Source organism: Okeania sp. SIO2B3, from assembly GCF_010672525.1.
GTDB lineage: Bacteria > Cyanobacteriota > Cyanobacteriia > Cyanobacteriales > Microcoleaceae > Okeania.
Genome location: NZ_JAAHGH010000142.1, coordinates 1 through 15,111 on the forward strand (window position 1 = coordinate 1; position 15,111 = coordinate 15,111).

Annotated in this window: 19 protein-coding genes and 1 pseudogene; 15 read left to right on the forward strand and 5 right to left on the reverse strand. The window is 36.8% G+C overall.

Annotated elements, in window-relative coordinates:
• The 14 genes and pseudogenes from F6K15_RS34840 to F6K15_RS34905 form a co-directional block, all read left to right on the forward strand.
• Positions 1-268 (forward strand): annotated as a pseudogene (locus tag F6K15_RS34840) (hypothetical protein); the annotation flags it as partial.
• Positions 269-508: 240 nt separating this feature from the next.
• Positions 509-958, forward strand: a complete 450-nt coding sequence (locus tag F6K15_RS34845) for a hypothetical protein (RefSeq protein ID WP_293070237.1) — start codon at positions 509-511, stop codon at positions 956-958.
• Between the two features lie 25 nt (positions 959-983).
• Entirely contained in the window at positions 984-1,379 is a 396-nt protein-coding gene (locus tag F6K15_RS34850) for a hypothetical protein (protein WP_293070239.1), read from the forward strand.
• Between the two features lie 435 nt (positions 1,380-1,814).
• Complete coding sequence (locus F6K15_RS34855; RefSeq protein ID WP_293070241.1) at positions 1,815-1,940, forward strand: hypothetical protein; 126 nt, start codon at positions 1,815-1,817, stop codon at positions 1,938-1,940.
• Positions 1,941-2,317: 377 nt separating this feature from the next.
• Entirely contained in the window at positions 2,318-2,554 is a 237-nt protein-coding gene (locus F6K15_RS34860; RefSeq protein WP_293070243.1) for a hypothetical protein, read from the forward strand.
• Positions 2,555-2,812 (forward strand): hypothetical protein, encoded by a 258-nt coding sequence (locus tag F6K15_RS34865; protein ID WP_293070245.1) that lies wholly within the window; start codon positions 2,555-2,557, stop codon positions 2,810-2,812.
• A 121-nt stretch (positions 2,813-2,933) separates the two neighbouring features.
• On the forward strand, positions 2,934-3,431 hold the full coding sequence (locus F6K15_RS34870) for a hypothetical protein (RefSeq protein ID WP_293070247.1): 498 nt from the start codon (positions 2,934-2,936) through the stop codon (positions 3,429-3,431).
• Positions 3,432-3,585: 154 nt separating this feature from the next.
• Positions 3,586-3,750, forward strand: coding sequence for a hypothetical protein (locus F6K15_RS34875; RefSeq protein WP_293070249.1), 165 nt, complete (start codon positions 3,586-3,588; stop codon positions 3,748-3,750).
• Positions 3,741-4,049, forward strand: coding sequence for a hypothetical protein (locus F6K15_RS34880; RefSeq protein ID WP_293070251.1), 309 nt, complete (start codon positions 3,741-3,743; stop codon positions 4,047-4,049). Before F6K15_RS34875 ends, F6K15_RS34880 begins: the two co-directional genes overlap by 10 nt.
• A complete protein-coding gene (locus F6K15_RS34885; RefSeq protein ID WP_293070253.1) occupies positions 4,049-4,303 on the forward strand; it encodes a hypothetical protein in 255 nt (84 codons plus the stop codon). Before F6K15_RS34880 ends, F6K15_RS34885 begins: the two co-directional genes overlap by 1 nt.
• Positions 4,304-4,311: 8 nt before the next feature.
• Positions 4,312-6,513: a hypothetical protein gene (locus F6K15_RS34890; RefSeq protein ID WP_293070255.1), complete on the forward strand. Its 2,202-nt coding sequence runs from the start codon at positions 4,312-4,314 to the stop codon at positions 6,511-6,513.
• A 22-nt stretch (positions 6,514-6,535) separates the two neighbouring features.
• A complete protein-coding gene (locus F6K15_RS34895) occupies positions 6,536-6,913 on the forward strand; it encodes a hypothetical protein (protein WP_293070257.1) in 378 nt (125 codons plus the stop codon).
• Between the two features lie 218 nt (positions 6,914-7,131).
• Positions 7,132-7,704 carry a hypothetical protein gene (locus F6K15_RS34900; protein ID WP_293070258.1) on the forward strand — a complete coding sequence of 191 codons (573 nt, stop codon included), beginning with the start codon at positions 7,132-7,134 and terminating at the stop codon, positions 7,702-7,704.
• 253 nt (positions 7,705-7,957) lie between these two features.
• A complete protein-coding gene (locus tag F6K15_RS34905) occupies positions 7,958-8,509 on the forward strand; it encodes a hypothetical protein (RefSeq protein ID WP_293070259.1) in 552 nt (183 codons plus the stop codon).
• Here F6K15_RS34905 and F6K15_RS34910 read toward each other — a convergent pair.
• Together F6K15_RS34910 and F6K15_RS34915 are read right to left on the reverse strand one after the other, a co-directional pair.
• Positions 8,498-9,601 (reverse strand): ATP-binding protein, encoded by a 1,104-nt coding sequence (locus F6K15_RS34910; RefSeq protein WP_293070261.1) that lies wholly within the window; start codon positions 9,599-9,601, stop codon positions 8,498-8,500. The two genes, F6K15_RS34905 and F6K15_RS34910, sit on opposite strands and share 12 nt — an antisense overlap.
• A gap of 118 nt (positions 9,602-9,719) precedes the next feature.
• Positions 9,720-10,202 (reverse strand): hypothetical protein, encoded by a 483-nt coding sequence (locus F6K15_RS34915; RefSeq protein ID WP_293070263.1) that lies wholly within the window; start codon positions 10,200-10,202, stop codon positions 9,720-9,722.
• A gap of 231 nt (positions 10,203-10,433) precedes the next feature.
• On the opposite strand from F6K15_RS34915, the gene F6K15_RS34920 reads away from it, so the two are divergent.
• A complete protein-coding gene (locus tag F6K15_RS34920) occupies positions 10,434-11,639 on the forward strand; it encodes a transposase (protein WP_293070265.1) in 1,206 nt (401 codons plus the stop codon).
• A gap of 244 nt (positions 11,640-11,883) precedes the next feature.
• Here F6K15_RS34920 and F6K15_RS34925 read toward each other — a convergent pair whose 3' ends face one another.
• The 3 genes from F6K15_RS34925 to F6K15_RS34935 form a co-directional block, all read right to left on the reverse strand.
• The gene (locus F6K15_RS34925) at positions 11,884-12,510 is read right to left on the reverse strand and encodes a hypothetical protein (RefSeq protein ID WP_293070266.1); all 627 of its coding nucleotides are present in this window, start codon (positions 12,508-12,510) and stop codon (positions 11,884-11,886) included.
• A 68-nt stretch (positions 12,511-12,578) separates the two neighbouring features.
• Complete coding sequence (locus F6K15_RS34930; RefSeq protein ID WP_293070268.1) at positions 12,579-12,854, reverse strand: hypothetical protein; 276 nt, start codon at positions 12,852-12,854, stop codon at positions 12,579-12,581.
• A 254-nt stretch (positions 12,855-13,108) separates the two neighbouring features.
• Positions 13,109-14,908: a hypothetical protein gene (locus F6K15_RS34935; protein WP_293070270.1), complete on the reverse strand. Its 1,800-nt coding sequence runs from the start codon at positions 14,906-14,908 to the stop codon at positions 13,109-13,111.
• Positions 14,909-15,111 lie beyond the last annotated feature (203 nt).

Sequence of the window (15,111 nt, forward strand, 5' to 3'; positions counted from 1 at the left end):
GAAAAAATTTGATAACGAGAAATTAAATAAAAAATTGACTAGGGCAAATCACGTTCCTGTGCTGTGGAGGGATGCTCCAGTTAAACCTTTTAGATTTAATCCTAAGTTGGAGAAAGATCAACAAGGCGATCGCTACTTTGTAGAAATTAAAGCTAAATTTATACCTGGTAGAGAACAATGGGGATTTATGGAACTACTTGGAGAGCCGACACTAGATGTCCCTAAGTTTTATAAGCCTGAGAAAATTTCTAATCCCCAAGTAGCTTGACATCCTTTTCCCGACCGCAAAATGGGAAAACTCATCTCTACGAATGTGAAGTTCTCTCCCGTAAAATCGCCTGATTATAAACGAGAGACCCCTTTTTGAAGTCTGATTGCGTATCAATTGCCTATGTTCCAAAATAGTTGCTTAGGTTCCTTGCACATCCACCTGGATGTGCTTTTTAATATAAACATACACACAAGAAAACATCTTAACCCACTACCAAGGAGGAGAAAGGCAAAGGAGGTGCCAGTAACAACCGAAAAAGGTGCAACAATAGTCTACATCAACGGTTATCAAGTGAATGGCTCACAGCGATTCCAGAAAATAGAACTGAGAAAAATATTAGGCATCAAAGCCAAGAAAACCATCTCAGACGACCTCAAAGCAATAGGTGAAGAAACCTATCCCTGGACATGGGAAACAGTACGAAAACTAATCGGATTAAAACTATTCCTAGCAATAGGAAGAGGCGACCCAAAATATAGCCGTCAAACCTATTCGGAACTAATAAAACTAGGAGAAGAACAACTAAAAGCAGTTCTCCAACACCATCAAATCGACATAGAACAGGAGTTTCAAAAAGTAAAAAATGACTACCAAAACAATCAACAACGGACATCATTCGCATACCGGGCCAACCGCCGAAGAATTGATACAGCAAGCTCACAATCAAGCGAAAAACAACCAGAGTAACACGACCAATAACAGCAGTAAAAATGTGCATAAAAAGCCAACAACAGAAGTACAAGGAAGCATAACCACAGCTTCAGAAACTCTAGAAAACGCAGTAGCAGGAAACGCTCAAAAATTAGTAGAAAGTGCTAATCTCAGTAAAAAAGCCCGTATTCAAACAGGAGTAAAACGAGGTCGAACTAAAACCCAAGACATCATCATTGGTGAACAATTGGGAGTGCTAGACGAACTCGCACAACACGAAGTCACCCAAACATTTGACCTGTCAGAACAGCTAGAAAAACTATCAGAATATAGTGACACTGTAACCGATGTATCGGAAATATTAGAGGCAGAAGAAGCCGACCCTTTAGAGTCACTAAAAAGATTCGAGGTCAGAAGGCTACCAGACTCGAACAGAGGGTTTTCGATCTTCAGTTAGAACTAGCAAAAATCCAGGTATGGCTGCGTAAAAATAGAGTCAAAATTACTGAGTATGAAAGTCAGAAAAAGCAGCCTATTTCACAACAAAAAGAGCAGTCGAATGCACCAGAATTAAACCAATTAGTAAAGGAGGAAAATTATCAATCAGAAGATTCAATTTGTCTAACAACAGGATTTCCAGGAATGTTTTAAAAATCACCAAATAACAACCCAGAATACTAATAAAAAATCTCCAAGCTCAATATTAGTAAACTGGGAAGTGACAGAAGTCTGAAATGACAAATAAACGACCAAGTCTATCAAAAAACACTGGAACTTAACCGGAACTTTCCTCAAAGTGTAGTTCCAGCGGAATGCTAACTATATCAGGAGATTCCGCTCCCACAGTTCCAGTTCCATCACCATGAAATTTACAAAAAATTAGGAGAATCCAATGAAACTACTCAGTAAAATTTTTCAAATTATTTCTCAACAACTTCAAGGTTGTTTAGGTGATATTTTTGCTAAAGAATGTACTAAAAATTTTAGTTTAATTATGGAAATATTAGGTTGGTGCTAAATACAAAAAACAGAGTAAAAATCAATTACTATTACTATATAAATAGCTACGAATGGAAAAATAAATCAAGGAAATTTAGAAAAAAAACTGGGTATAAATGTCAGATATTTCCTTGGTTGAAAGCAAAAAGTAGTCACCATACTACCTACAAAAATCTAGGGTATGAAAAGTGGAATATAGACTGTATAGTTGTTTCACACTCAGCACACAAATTCATACACGGATGGTTAGCTGGTTCTAGGAGAGATATTAGAGTGTCACAACAAAATAAAAACCCTAAAAATAGATACCCAAATACGTTTCAAAGAATCATTCATGCCTACGCACGAATTGTCGGAATTGTGTTGTACTTGATTAAATTTATTTAGGAGAAAAAAGTGAAAGTAACAGTAGATATTGCAGACCAGCATGTGTTAGCACCAGCTTTGGCAACGATTGAAAAAGTAGCGGGGGATAACAGCACTTATATTGATGAAGTAAAAAGCTTAGTTGATGTAGCTTACAATGCAGCTTGCAACTGTACTAATATTACGCCAATAACAGGGGGCAACAAAGAAGATACTTTGAAGGCAATAAAAAAACTGGAAAATAAAGTCAGTAGCTTGGTAGATTAAATGAATAAAATAATAGTACCTCCTGATGGAGCAGGAAACTACGAACACAAAACTAAAGTGCCCGGTTTCTGGGAAACCTTATCACAGTGGTTCTGGCATCATTTACCCACAGTTTTCAAGGTTTGGGAAAAACACGAATTAGTAGACCCAAACCTAGACGAAAATTATGCTCAAACTGAATTAAAAAATTATGCAAATTTAGAGGACATCAAATATTATGCAGACACTGAAGACATCAAAGAATACTTCAACAACTAGGAAGAAAGCCTACGGGTTACTCGAATACCTATTTCGATCCATAATTGAAAAATGGAACCTGTAGCCTTAAGACATAGACAAAATTAAAAAACAATTAAACAATACATCACAAAAGAAGCATATGGCATATCTACAACCAGGAGACTATACTGTATCTGCTGAAAAATTAGAAGGAGAAATTCGTCGAAACAACCTCGGCACATTAAGAGAGAAATGGGCTCAATCAGGACATTTGCTACAAGCGGAACAAATCAAGACTCGTGCTACGCGATTGAAAATAAATCAAGCACAAAATCTTTATAATAAAGAAGCGATCGCTACTCAAAGAACTCATGTAGAAGCCCAAAAAGAACAAGTAGGGTTACAAATAGCTCAAACGGGATTACAAGTAGCTAATACCAACCTACAAAAAACACAACTTGAACTAGGAGCAGCCCGAATAGAAACCCGTTTATTCGCTCAACAAAAACAAGCGCAGATAGAAGGAAAACAGATGGATTTATATAATATATTGGCGCAAAATTCAGAGAAACGCGCTTTATATAGCTTGCAAGGCAGGCTAAAAAATAGCCCATCTGTGATCGCAGGTAGTAATGCAATAGGAAGCTTAAGAGGTTAATTGATAAGATGCAACACAGATTGTATGGACTAAGAGGCAAAGCTTATGTAAAAGAATATAAACGTTTATATGAGCAGTTAAAAGAGGCGATTAAAAAGGATTTTTTTGAAATAGTAAAAAAACTGGGAAATTCGGTCTAATAAATTTTGGAGAGTTGTGCAACAAGTACCAAATTCCTGTAAAAGTAATGGATGAATGGTTGCCGGATATCACATTAGAAGAAAAAGGTAGGCAAGATAAATTCTATCCAACTGGGACTTGGGAAAGATGCAAAGACAAAGGTCTTAAAGCTAAAGATATTGGAGTAGTTTGGCAATAATAGAAGGAGGTTTAGAAGTGCATGACCAAACAATATCATTTAGATTAGCTCAAACAATAGTAGTAGCGATCGCCTCAATTTTGTCAGGAAATTTAACTAAGGTTCTCTGGTTTTTAGCAGCACCTATTATTCATTGGATTATCGGAGGCGTGCTACTATTAGGAATTATTTACTGGGGAGTATGGGCATCATTTTACTGGAAAAGAGCAGCTTATTTTCATTCTCCAGAATGGTATCCATGGGCTGTATTAATTATCAGTTTATTGATGATTTGTTATGGGTTTTGGAGTTTTAAGTAATGGAAAATAATAAAGATAACGAATTAATTTATAGTGAATCAGACCTAGAAAATGCTTACTGGGAGGGCATAAAAGATAAAACATCGTTCCTAGCTGTAATTGCTGTAGTCCTTCTGCTGGCTTCAGTTGTAGGAAGTTTTGCAGGCAAGGTATTACCTCCACTTATGGAATTCACATTGAAACAAGCAATGTCGGCTGAAGAAGGAACACATTTACCGGGTAGTTTACCAAAGCAATCAATTCAAGCAAACTAAGTTTAGTCATGGAGAGCAACTACTTTAAAAAAAATGACTTGTGGGATAGTGACCACGTTATAAATAACGATGGTTTGGATTTAGAACCGGGAGAAGAGACTGCATTTCAGTTAAGTTCGGATTTAAAGCATCCAAACTTAGTTAAGGAACCCCGACCCAACCCCAAACAAAATGCTCACTATGCGCCAGTCAAAGTATTTGGTATCTCCTTGCCAGTAATTGTTGAAAAATATCTGTACTTGGGAGTAGCAGGGGTAGGTTTAATTAGCGGGGTTGCAGTTAGCACAACTTCCACTATGTTTATATCTCCTGCACTTCTAGTGGCAGGAGGAATAGCAGGCATAAATTTTATGATTTCCTGTGAAAGACGCCCCATCAAATTAGAATCAGAAATTATTACCAAAGAACAACAATTACAAGAAAAATCAAATAAAATTGCTGCCCTAGAAACAGAATATCAAAAAAAACTATCAGAACTCACCTCAAAATTAGAGCAACTAGACCAAGAAAAAGCCAATTTAACCACTACCCTAGAAACAGAATATCAAGAAAAAATAGCTGCTCTTTCCACAAAAGAAGAGCAGTTGCAAGACGAACTATATCAAGCAATATCGGAAGAAAATCAATCACTAAACTCCAGGATAGAAGAAGCACAGAAATTCTTACAAACACAGTTAGACACTCAAACAGAACAATTTCAGCAAGAAATTCAGCAACTAAACGAACAACATCAATACGAACTAAGCCTAAAAGATGAGGCGATCGCCGGGCTCCAACTACAACTTCAACAAAGTAACGCCTGTAAGATACCACCAAAAAGTGCTAAACGGATACATCACGCTGCACTCCAAGTCCAGGAAGTGTTATTTGAACATGAAGTGACAGCGGATTGGGTAGACTCTTGGGCACATCCTAAGAGTCAATTTGATTCCCATTGGTTTCATCTTCGTTACGGCATTCCTAAATATAAAGTTCAGCGTGCTATAGAAAATATCCCAGGAAAAGTAGAAGGATATTTCACATCACAATTAACCTGGGAAGATGGGAAATTTCAGATAGATTGTAGTTTGTTTGACCCTAGTGTAACTAAACCACAAAAAATCAAGGGAATAGAAATTGAACCAGCACCGAAAGACTGGATATTGAATTCATTAGGAGAAATTTCCAGTAAAGAACATGGTGGCTACCATCTATTTGTTTGTGGTCCGACTGGCACTGGAAAATCATCATTTTTGTGTAATCTTTTGGATTTTGCATTCAGAAAAATAGGAGTGATAGATTTAAGAGTTATAGATCCTAAATATCCTGATACAGAATGGCGAGTCAAAGGCGAAAAAGTCATCCCTCAGTATAAAGGATTTAAGCCTTGGACAAATCCAGATGGAATTGAGGAGCCTTGTGCGCTAGATGGTTTACTAGATATGCAGGAATCTGTCGAAACCAGGCTTGAAGAGGCTAGGGAAGCAGAATATCTAAGTAAAGAGAAGCCAGATAGGCATACTATTCTATGGGTAATAGATGAAGCAGAGAGACTAATAGCCGAAAATCCGAAGAACGCTAAAAATAAAGGACCCAATGCGGTAGATCCTATACTACAGACATTAAAAGTAGGGCGTTCCACCAGAAATATTATGATTATGCTAGGACAGTCTCCAATGTGTTCGAGATATGGAATGCTAGAGACTGATTTAGATAATTTTGGTATAGCAGCTTGGTTGGGAGCAGAGAATATTAAAAAAGGAATAGATGAAGTTTCTACTCACCTAACCACAAAAAAAAGGCTGAGAAAACAATTAGAAGCGTGGGAAGCCTTAGCAGAACAAGACTCATCAAACAAATATATTGGGTTGATAAAAATGCGAGGTCAACCAGCATTTATAGCTAAATTGCCACCTCCGAATTGTTTTAGTAACTTGGAACTTAAGGGAGAAGAAATAGAAGACCAGATTCCAGCGGAATCTCCTATAGGACAAGGAACTCCAAGTTTTTCAGTTTCAGTTCCAAGTATTGAATCTACAGAGAAATTAGCTGATGATGCCAGGAGGTTAGATCATGTTCAAGAGTTAAGAGAAAATAATCCTAATATTGGGATTGAACAGTTAATAGCTACAGTTTATGCAGATTGGAATGTCTTGACTAAAGAGGGTAAAAAAAGTGCTAGAAAGTGGAGGAAAGCTAGGGAACATTTGAGGAGAATAGCAGGGATTTAGTTAAATTTTTTGAGATAAAATTATGAAAAAAAATAAGAACAATATTCAAGATGTAGATTGGAGTATCAGGTATCCTGAAAATTGGGCAGAAATATCTTGGAAATGTCGTGAATCAACAAATTTTCGATGTTGTTTATGTAGAAGTGAAGCTACACAAACGCATCACGCCTTGTATACCTACCGAGATGGAAAAGTTATTGCAGATTTTCGGGGTATTGGTAGTTATTTGTTTCCGCTTTGTGATGATTGCCATGAGATAGCCCATCATCCGTTTAATTATAGGAAAGACTTGAAAAATCCGGTTTTAGGTAATAAAAATTCACCCCGGTTTTATAAACAGTTAAGATCTGGTTGGCTGAAGAAAAAACAATTATGTCAGGTAAGGATGGAGCAAAATTAATGTATAAAAATAATAATGTATTTTCCTTTCGATTATTTTCAGAAATTCAAAAATCACAATCAAACAAAAATATTTATATCTTGCTGAGTAGTATAGCGATCGCTATAATAATACTAATATAAAATTAAGTAGTCACTTTTTGACGATTAAGTAATATGTATATCAGTTTGATCGGAATCCTTACGGCGATAGTTATAGTTATTTATGCAATCAAGATTGTGATTGAGTCTTTACAGCATAAAGAGATTAAATGTATTGAAATTGTTAATACTCCGTTAATTAAAAAAGTTTCTGATTTAAGTGTCGCTTTTTTAGACGGAAGAGAACACAAGATTCAATATATACACCTCACAGTTTTAAGAATTTGTAACTCGGGCAACATACCTGTAATCCCAGGTGACTTTATACGTCCAATAACGTTTATATTTCGGGAAACACAATCGGCTACAGAAATTGTAAACACTGAAATATTTAACGCAACTGAACTTCTCCGACCGATAATCAAAACCACAAAAAATATTGTCGAATTAGAGCCTTTACTATTGAATCCGGGCGACAGTTTTGATATATCTATACTGAGTTTTTCAGTAACTCACGACTTCAATATAGATAGTAGGATAGTAGGAGTTAAAAACCTGAAAATGGAAAAATGGTTAACTAGAAAAACTGATTATCCAACTAGAAGATATCTGAGTTATGGGTCTTTGATGCGTATTTTAAATATTGCTTTGGTCATATTGATTGCAGAAATTATTGGGTTAGCTTTTATTATTATTTCTAGTTTTTTCTAGTGGATAGTGGGCGGTGACAGCAATACCTCCTAAAGTGGATAGTGCTGCTGGAGGAACAAAGACAAATCTCATCAGATTATAACTACTTTACGACTATTTTTGAGATTATGAATATTAAAGATTGATGTCGTCAAGGACATTGATTGTGATATTGTTCATAAATTTTACTACTTGCGCAAGGATAAGATGTTAGAATAGAGTTCAGTTTGTAGACATAGAATTATTAAGTTATTAAATTATTAAATTATAAATTATGAAGTATTTCAGTGAAAATTTTGACTATTTTAATAAGCTTTTTGAAGTTGAACTTATCAATTCAAAAGTTAGCTTTAACAATATTGCTTGGATTTATAAAAGTTGTGAACTTAAAAGAAGTATACATGGGAATAGAGATTTTTGGTATGTTTTAGTCAAGAACCAGATTAGTAAGGGATTGATCCAAAGGCTTAAGTTTAGTTCGACGCTTGTTCGTTTTAAAAATATACCTGTCGTACAGAGCAAAGTAGTAATGAATCTTGATGATCGTGATGAAACTGTAATTAATAAAATTCGTAGACAAGTTGGCTGGAAATTAGCAAAAATAAATGTAAATACTCTTTTAGGAAATCCTAAGAGTTTTGAATATTTAGAGAGAGCCTACTTAGAAGAAAATTTATTCGATGTGTGGTATGAAGAAAATGCCAAAAATTTAGATGAAATATTTGCAATTACAGGAGCAGACAAAGAAGTTAATTTTAATAGGGAGAATGAAATAGAAAAGCTCTATATGGAATGGTTTTCAAGTAGATCAAGTTCAATTAGTTAACAATGTCCAACGCCTAAAAAGTTCCACTGCAAATCGCAAGTTTCCGCCAGTTTCGATAATGACATCGTGGCGAGCAAGAGTTTCAAGAGCATCATTTAATATACTTTCTTCTAAACCTGTAACTTCCTGGATAGTGGCACGACTACAACCTTCTGGATAGTCAGCTAAACCTCTCAGAATATCTTGCTGTCCCGGTGTATCTTGAGCCGCTTGACCCCAAACTCCTGTGAAATAATAACGCCCATTCTGGAATAGTTCATTTTGACGAATAATGGCTTCCACATCTGCAACAGTAAAAATAGGCTCTCGTGTTTTTCCCTGCTCAAACGTTTGCTCATTGTAGCGACGGACAAGTAAAAATCCGAGTAGTTGTACTAAATAAGGTTGTCCGAATGTTAGGTCGTAAATACGATCCATTGCTTCTGGTTCGTAGGTTAGCAGGAAGTCTGGGTTTGGGTTAGCAAGGAGTTGATGGGTTGTTGCTCTACTCAAAAAGCCAACGCGGATGGGAATGACGCTGGTAAGAAATGACTGAAAGTAATCTTCTGTCATTTCTTCAAGAGTGTGCAACCCGGCAAAGGCAAAAGCAATTTTCGGACTCATCTGCACGAAACCCCGTAATACTGTCATAAAGTTAGCTGGAAGTTGTTTGGCGTTAATTAAGTTTTCAATTTCTTCAAATTCATCCAGGGCAATAATTAAACATTTGTTCTCTAATTTTTGAATTGCCTGTTGTAAGTAGAGTTGAAAGGTTCGTTGGGGAAGTCTCAGGAGTTTGTCTATGTCCGGTTGTGGAAGGTTAATAGCATCTGAAATTTCATCACTAATTGCTAAAAATATTTCACCCATTCCTTCAGAAATAGCTGCTAAACTTTGGAGGTTGACATAAACAACTTGAATATCTGAACTGGAACAGTTGGCAATATTCCGTAGGATTGATGTTTTCCCCATGCGATGAGGGCCGTAAAGTATAACTGATTTTGGCTGAGGAGCGATCGCCCACAGCTCCTTAAGATATTTCAAAATATCTTCTCGACCAACCAAGTTACTTTCTAATGGATCGCCAATCGTGTATGGATTTTGTATTACCATTGTTTTTACGGCTGAGACAGTATAATTACTTGAAGAAAAATATCTCTTATTTCTCTAGAGGGATTTTTGTTATTATACTCAGAAAGGTTAAATATCTATTTCATCATCTATCACTACTTCATCTATCCAGGAGAGTGAATAATATAGGTGGCTCCCATCCTTCTGATTTTAGTTCTGCTACTAATTTAAAATCTACAGCGCGATCGCCTTCTCTCCAATCAGATTCAGAAAATGCCCAGGCTAGTTCTTGATAGAATAATTTTCGCCTTTCGTCTAATGATAATCTTTCCTCTCCGAAAGCTTCTCTAATATCATCTATTGTCGAACGTTTCCTGGTAGCTCTTGTATAAGTCCTTGCTATAATTTTAGCTTTTTTAGTCCCGTTTTCTTCTGCCCATTCTAATAGTTTATCAAAGTCGTCGATAGAGATAGTTTTGGCTGTTGATGCACCACTTTTTGTAGCCCTACCAATACTTACTTCTACGAACTGACGGCCTGTGAAACCTTTATCCTCTAACCTTTTAAGAGTTTTACCTGCTCTTCTGACGGCCTGTGAAAGCCAGTCATACCGATACCCTAAAGCTACACTTGCGCTGGCCATAGTTACTCTAAATTCACCATCTTTAAATAGTTGTTGGGGACTCCCGTTATAATCTGTGATTTAACGGTGAGAGGAAAACAGGCAGCTTATAAACTATTTTCCTTTTAATCTCAAGTTTTCTCTTCTGAGTTCTTGTCTTTAAGTTTTAGTGAATCTACAAAATCATTTATTACTTGTATCATCGTTTTTTCATTTTCCGCTATAATAAATATATGGTCGAAAGGGAAAAAGATGATAATCACTCACTGCTACAAAATCAAGCCAAATAAAGAACAAACAGCCAAGATAGATGATTGGTTAGAACTTCTCAGAAGACATTGGAATTATGCTTTAGGTCAACGATTAGATTGGTTAAATAGAACTAGATGTCAGATAGACCGTTGTTCAATAATTTCAAGTCCAATTGGTGAGATTTCTGTTAGACCAGATTATCATTTTCAGTCAGCAGAATTAAAGCAAACTAAAAAGCTATTCCCAGACTATAAAGAGATATATTTTGAAGTACAACAAAACAATCTCAAAAGATTAGATAAAGCTTGGCAACGTTGGTTAGTTCCTGATAAGACAGGCAAGAGGTTTGGTAGACCAAGATTTAAGAAGTGTGGTAGATTAAGGTCATTATGTTTTAGTAGAGTAAATCATCCTAAAGCAGCAGTTAAATTTGATGGCAAACAAATTCTCATTAGTAGATTTGGTGCTATTCCAGTGATAGTTCATAGACCTATTCCAGATGGATTTATAGTAAAAACTGCAAACATAACTAAAAAAGCTGATGGTTATTATGTTAGTTTTAGTTTGGAAGATAAGTCAGTTCCTAGTCTAATTCCTACAGATAATATCAAAACTACTATAGGTATTGATGTAGGCTTGAAAGAGTTTTTAACTACTAATACTGGTGAGACTGTTTCTGTTCCTAATTTCTATAGAAAATCTCAATCTAATTTAGCAAGAAAACAACGAAAAGCAGATAGAAAAGAAATTGGTTCTAATAACTGGAAAAAGGCACAGAACAGAGTTGCGAGGTTACATCAATATATTGCGAGGCAAAGAGAAGATTTCCACTATAAAACTGCTCATAAATTAGTAAAAGAGTATGACTTAATTGCCGTCGAAGACCTCAACATTAAAGGTTTAGCTAGAAATACTAAACTATCAAAATCAATTTATGATGTAGCCTGGGGAGCTTTTATTGAAAAATTGAAGGCAGTAGCGGTAAAACGCGGTGTTCATGTTATTAAAGTTAATCCTCACAATACGTCACAAAATTGTAGTAATTGTGGTCATAAAGTACCTAAAGCTTTGTCAGTTAGAACTCATTCTTGTCCGAAATGTGGAACAGTTTTGGATAGAGATGAAAATGCAGCACGAAACATACTGAATAAAGCATTATGCGAGGTGGGTATCATCTTGCCTGCTTGTGGAGGCGTAAGACATTAGTCAGCCTGTGAGACAAGAAACTTCTGAAACTTGGTTTCAATTATCTTTGTTTTAGAAGCTCACCTTATAATCTTTGATTTAAGGTTGAGATAACTTCACCAGATAGCCTATATACTTCTATCGGCAAAACTCCCATTAAATTAATTTCTTTTCTCTCTACTTTGTCCATAATTGTCCTCTTTGAAGTAAATATTTTTATTGTTTTAGCATCCTATATTGTGGGATGCTAATTTGGCTTTTAGAATTAGAAATTAGGCTCTAATAATGGTTGATTTTTACTAATAATCTGTTGAACTTCAGGAATGCTCAAGCCATCAAGACACTTCATTTTTGCCGTGCCTTCAAGGTCAATAAACTTCTCGGAATATTCGAGCGCTGCTACTAATTGGTCTATAGAGTTGTCGCTCTCAGTCCTCTCTCTCCATTGCCAGTTTATGCTGTAGTAATTGATTGGCTTCACAACTCCGTTCTCATCTGGCTTTTGTCCGCTATGTTTGACAAAGCTTGCAATGAAAACTCCTTCTGCTGCCTCAACCCCCTGACACTGAAGCTTAGTAATTAGATTGAGAAAAGATGAAAGCGAACGCGTTTTTTGGTAAGTCACTATAAGGCACTCGCGATAAATATCCGGGCTAGTTCCGGAGTTTTCAGTCACAAAAAATAGTTGCCCCCAAAGTGTGTCCTTCGTTTGCCCCAACCCCCCATAATACTTGGAAAATTTCAGGATGCTGCATTCGAGTTTGTTTCCTAGTGCCTCATCGCCTATTTTCCATTGGCCTTCTTGGCAATTACAACGTAAATTAGGGATGTTGTCTGCTACTAAAATTGCATTTTCTGGCTTGGTACCAAATACATTTAATGTTGTTGTCATGGTTATATAATTTCCTTAATTCTTTCTGTTTGTTCTTCCCTATCTGCAATGGATAGGGGCGTTTTTGCTTACATTTCTGCTATCATTCTTAAAGCAGCGCCTACTGCTTCCCTTAAGCTGCTGGATTTGATAGAAGGCTGTAGCGCCCAATTGGTAGAAAAGCTGGTGTAATATTCGTTATCTCTCCAGCGTTTGATATAACAATATTTTGCCTTACTCCTAGCTACTTTACATTGATTATCATCACCATCTACTCGATATGCTTTATAGCCATCCGGTAAATAATTTGCTACCTTTGAGCCTATCCTGATTTCCTTGGGATGACGTATATATTCAGTCTCCAAGAGCTCCTGCCAAATCTTATCAAAATACGGCTTTATATGGTCTGGAGTAGTACAAGAGAAGGACATATAAATCTGGTGACGATATACTAATTGGATATATTTACCGTGGTAATCATTCCGGTGGTATCCAAAATAATGCCCGTTGATGTACCCGTAATTGGGGTGCAAGTCTTTTGACCACTGGATATTGTACCGATAGTTATCATCTGAATCCTCCCCAGTAGTAGGAGAGGACAGTACTTCTTCAGACGATGCTATACCTTTGGGGATAATTCAATCTCAATTAAGGCATCAATCATTTCTTCTGTGAAGCCGTGATGCAACATCTTTGCGGTATTAGAAGAATATAAATCCACACCGTCGTCCTCAAAGATACCTATATAGGATGTCCCATGGTAAACATCCAGGAAGGTTGATTTACCATTGGAGTCATAGCCAAAAGTTAATTCAGGGTTGACTTTTTTGATCTCACCTGCAACTGTCTCTAACAACGGTGTAGGAATAACTTCAGTCTTTTTAGATGGTGCTGGTTGCTCAACTTTAAGATATAGTTCTGTTTGTACCACTTCGCTTTGCTCTGATTGACTGAAGTCTTGCTGTTTTCCATTTTCGGAACCATTCTGCTTTGGGGTAGGTTCAAGTCCAGTAAAGTTATTAGATGCTATTTCTTCTGCTGTAGGTTGCTCTGGTTCTGGTTGTGCTTGTAATGCAGCTTCTAACTTAATCATAAGGTCAGGAGGGCAAGGTTTTTGAGACTTTGCATCTACTCCTTTAAGCGATCGCTTATCTACTATCTTGAATGTGTCATGCTTTACTAAGTAGATAACCCGCTTGGAATCTTCTACTTGCTTGCCATATAAGTAAAAACCTACATACCGGGCTATTTCTAGCTTCCCTAGAGCGTTGTGCCAACCAACTAAGTCAAAGGGTAAGGCAGCTCGCTTGGAATCCGCGACGACGTTGATGCACTTTATGAGATTCCGCTCGGCATGGGTGCAGCTTTCCCAAATCTTAAGAGCCATAGGTGCACCTATAGATGCTTTAAATTCCTCTAATTCTGATTTGTTCTTTTTGCTCAACAATTGTTCCTTCAGTTGCGAGAGCGTGGGTTCAGGTTTTTGAACCATTGACTCATCTTCTACTTGCTCAACATCAGCAGCTTTTAAAGTTTCGACAGTAGCCTTAGCTGTAGGCTTGTTTTGCTGCTGAACTTTGCCTACTTCTGATTTTTTAGATAAGCAATAATTATCAAGAGTGATAGATTTACCTTCGTTCACATCCTTTAGGAGTAAAGGTAAATCTAATGCGTAAGTCCTAATCAAGTTTTCTTCAAGCTCGATAGTGCTTAACAGATTACCTTTGTCGGTAAAAATCATCCCTAAAGATTTGCCTTTAATTTCTATGTACATAGCTATCTTGGGAATGCCTCGGGTCTTTGAAAATTCAAAAGTATCCAGTTCTGACAATACTTTTTCAACCAGAGCAATTTTTTGTTCTTCGTCGTCGGATTGAATCGGCGATACTACAGATTGTACCTGCTCATGTCCAGAAGCCCATGCGGAAATTTCTTGCTCCTGCCGTGGCTGATTTCTTTGAGAGAGTTGGTCATGTGCTTCAATTAATGGAGCTATTTCTGCTTCAGATGAGTATGGCGATTCAATTGGTTCAGGAGTATTTTCTAAAATTTGTGCGGTATGCTCAGTAATTATTTCCTCAGTTTTGGGTGCGGTTTGTGGTGGCCCGTCACCGAATAAACTGTCATAAGCTTCTATTTCTGATTCAGTATATTCGGCTGTTTTGCCTACTGATTCAATTTCAATTCGCACTGGCCCTGTTTGGTCTGCTTCACTCTCTCCGAGCTTGAGGCGATCGCTTACCAGCAGTTTGTAATCTGGATACTCGTTTAGTAATGATTCTAGTTCTGCAACAACTGACTTAATCTTGGTATCAGCTTTTGTTAGCTCAGTCAGTCGGGATTTTGCTTTCTTGAGTTGAGCCTCTAAGATAGACACTAACTCTTCTTGCTTGATAATTGTTTGGGATTTTAGTAACATAATGTTTGCCTTCCCGGTTCTTTCTTTTCGGACTATGAAGGACATTTAAAGGACATTGCCTCAACTTTTGTCGGGTCGGGCGGTGTCCTTTTTTTTGTCCTGTAGCTAGTTATCTATCCAGCTACATTTATTATTATAGACCGTTAACAAGTCTATGTCAAGTCTTTACATAAAAAAATTTTTTGTGTTATTGTTAGGCCATA

Excerpts from the sequence above, each read along its gene's own strand:
- F6K15_RS34890 (WP_293070255.1), top strand. The coding sequence starts at position 4,312 with ATGGAGAGCAACTACTTTAAAAAAAATGACTTGTGGGATAGTGACCAC.
- F6K15_RS34915 (WP_293070263.1), bottom strand. The coding sequence starts at position 10,202 with ATGGCCAGCGCAAGTGTAGCTTTAGGGTATCGGTATGACTGGCTTTCA.
- F6K15_RS34905 (WP_293070259.1), top strand. The coding sequence starts at position 7,958 with ATGAAGTATTTCAGTGAAAATTTTGACTATTTTAATAAGCTTTTTGAA.
- F6K15_RS34925 (WP_293070266.1), bottom strand. The coding sequence starts at position 12,510 with ATGACAACAACATTAAATGTATTTGGTACCAAGCCAGAAAATGCAATT.
- F6K15_RS34855 (WP_293070241.1), top strand. The coding sequence starts at position 1,815 with ATGAAACTACTCAGTAAAATTTTTCAAATTATTTCTCAACAACTTCAA.
- F6K15_RS34935 (WP_293070270.1), bottom strand. The coding sequence starts at position 14,908 with ATGTTACTAAAATCCCAAACAATTATCAAGCAAGAAGAGTTAGTGTCT.
- F6K15_RS34870 (WP_293070247.1), top strand. The coding sequence starts at position 2,934 with ATGGCATATCTACAACCAGGAGACTATACTGTATCTGCTGAAAAATTA.
- F6K15_RS34910 (WP_293070261.1), bottom strand. The coding sequence starts at position 9,601 with ATGGTAATACAAAATCCATACACGATTGGCGATCCATTAGAAAGTAAC.
- F6K15_RS34885 (WP_293070253.1), top strand. The coding sequence starts at position 4,049 with ATGGAAAATAATAAAGATAACGAATTAATTTATAGTGAATCAGACCTA.
- F6K15_RS34920 (WP_293070265.1), top strand. The coding sequence starts at position 10,434 with ATGATAATCACTCACTGCTACAAAATCAAGCCAAATAAAGAACAAACA.
- F6K15_RS34895 (WP_293070257.1), top strand. The coding sequence starts at position 6,536 with ATGAAAAAAAATAAGAACAATATTCAAGATGTAGATTGGAGTATCAGG.
- F6K15_RS34865 (WP_293070245.1), top strand. The coding sequence starts at position 2,555 with ATGAATAAAATAATAGTACCTCCTGATGGAGCAGGAAACTACGAACAC.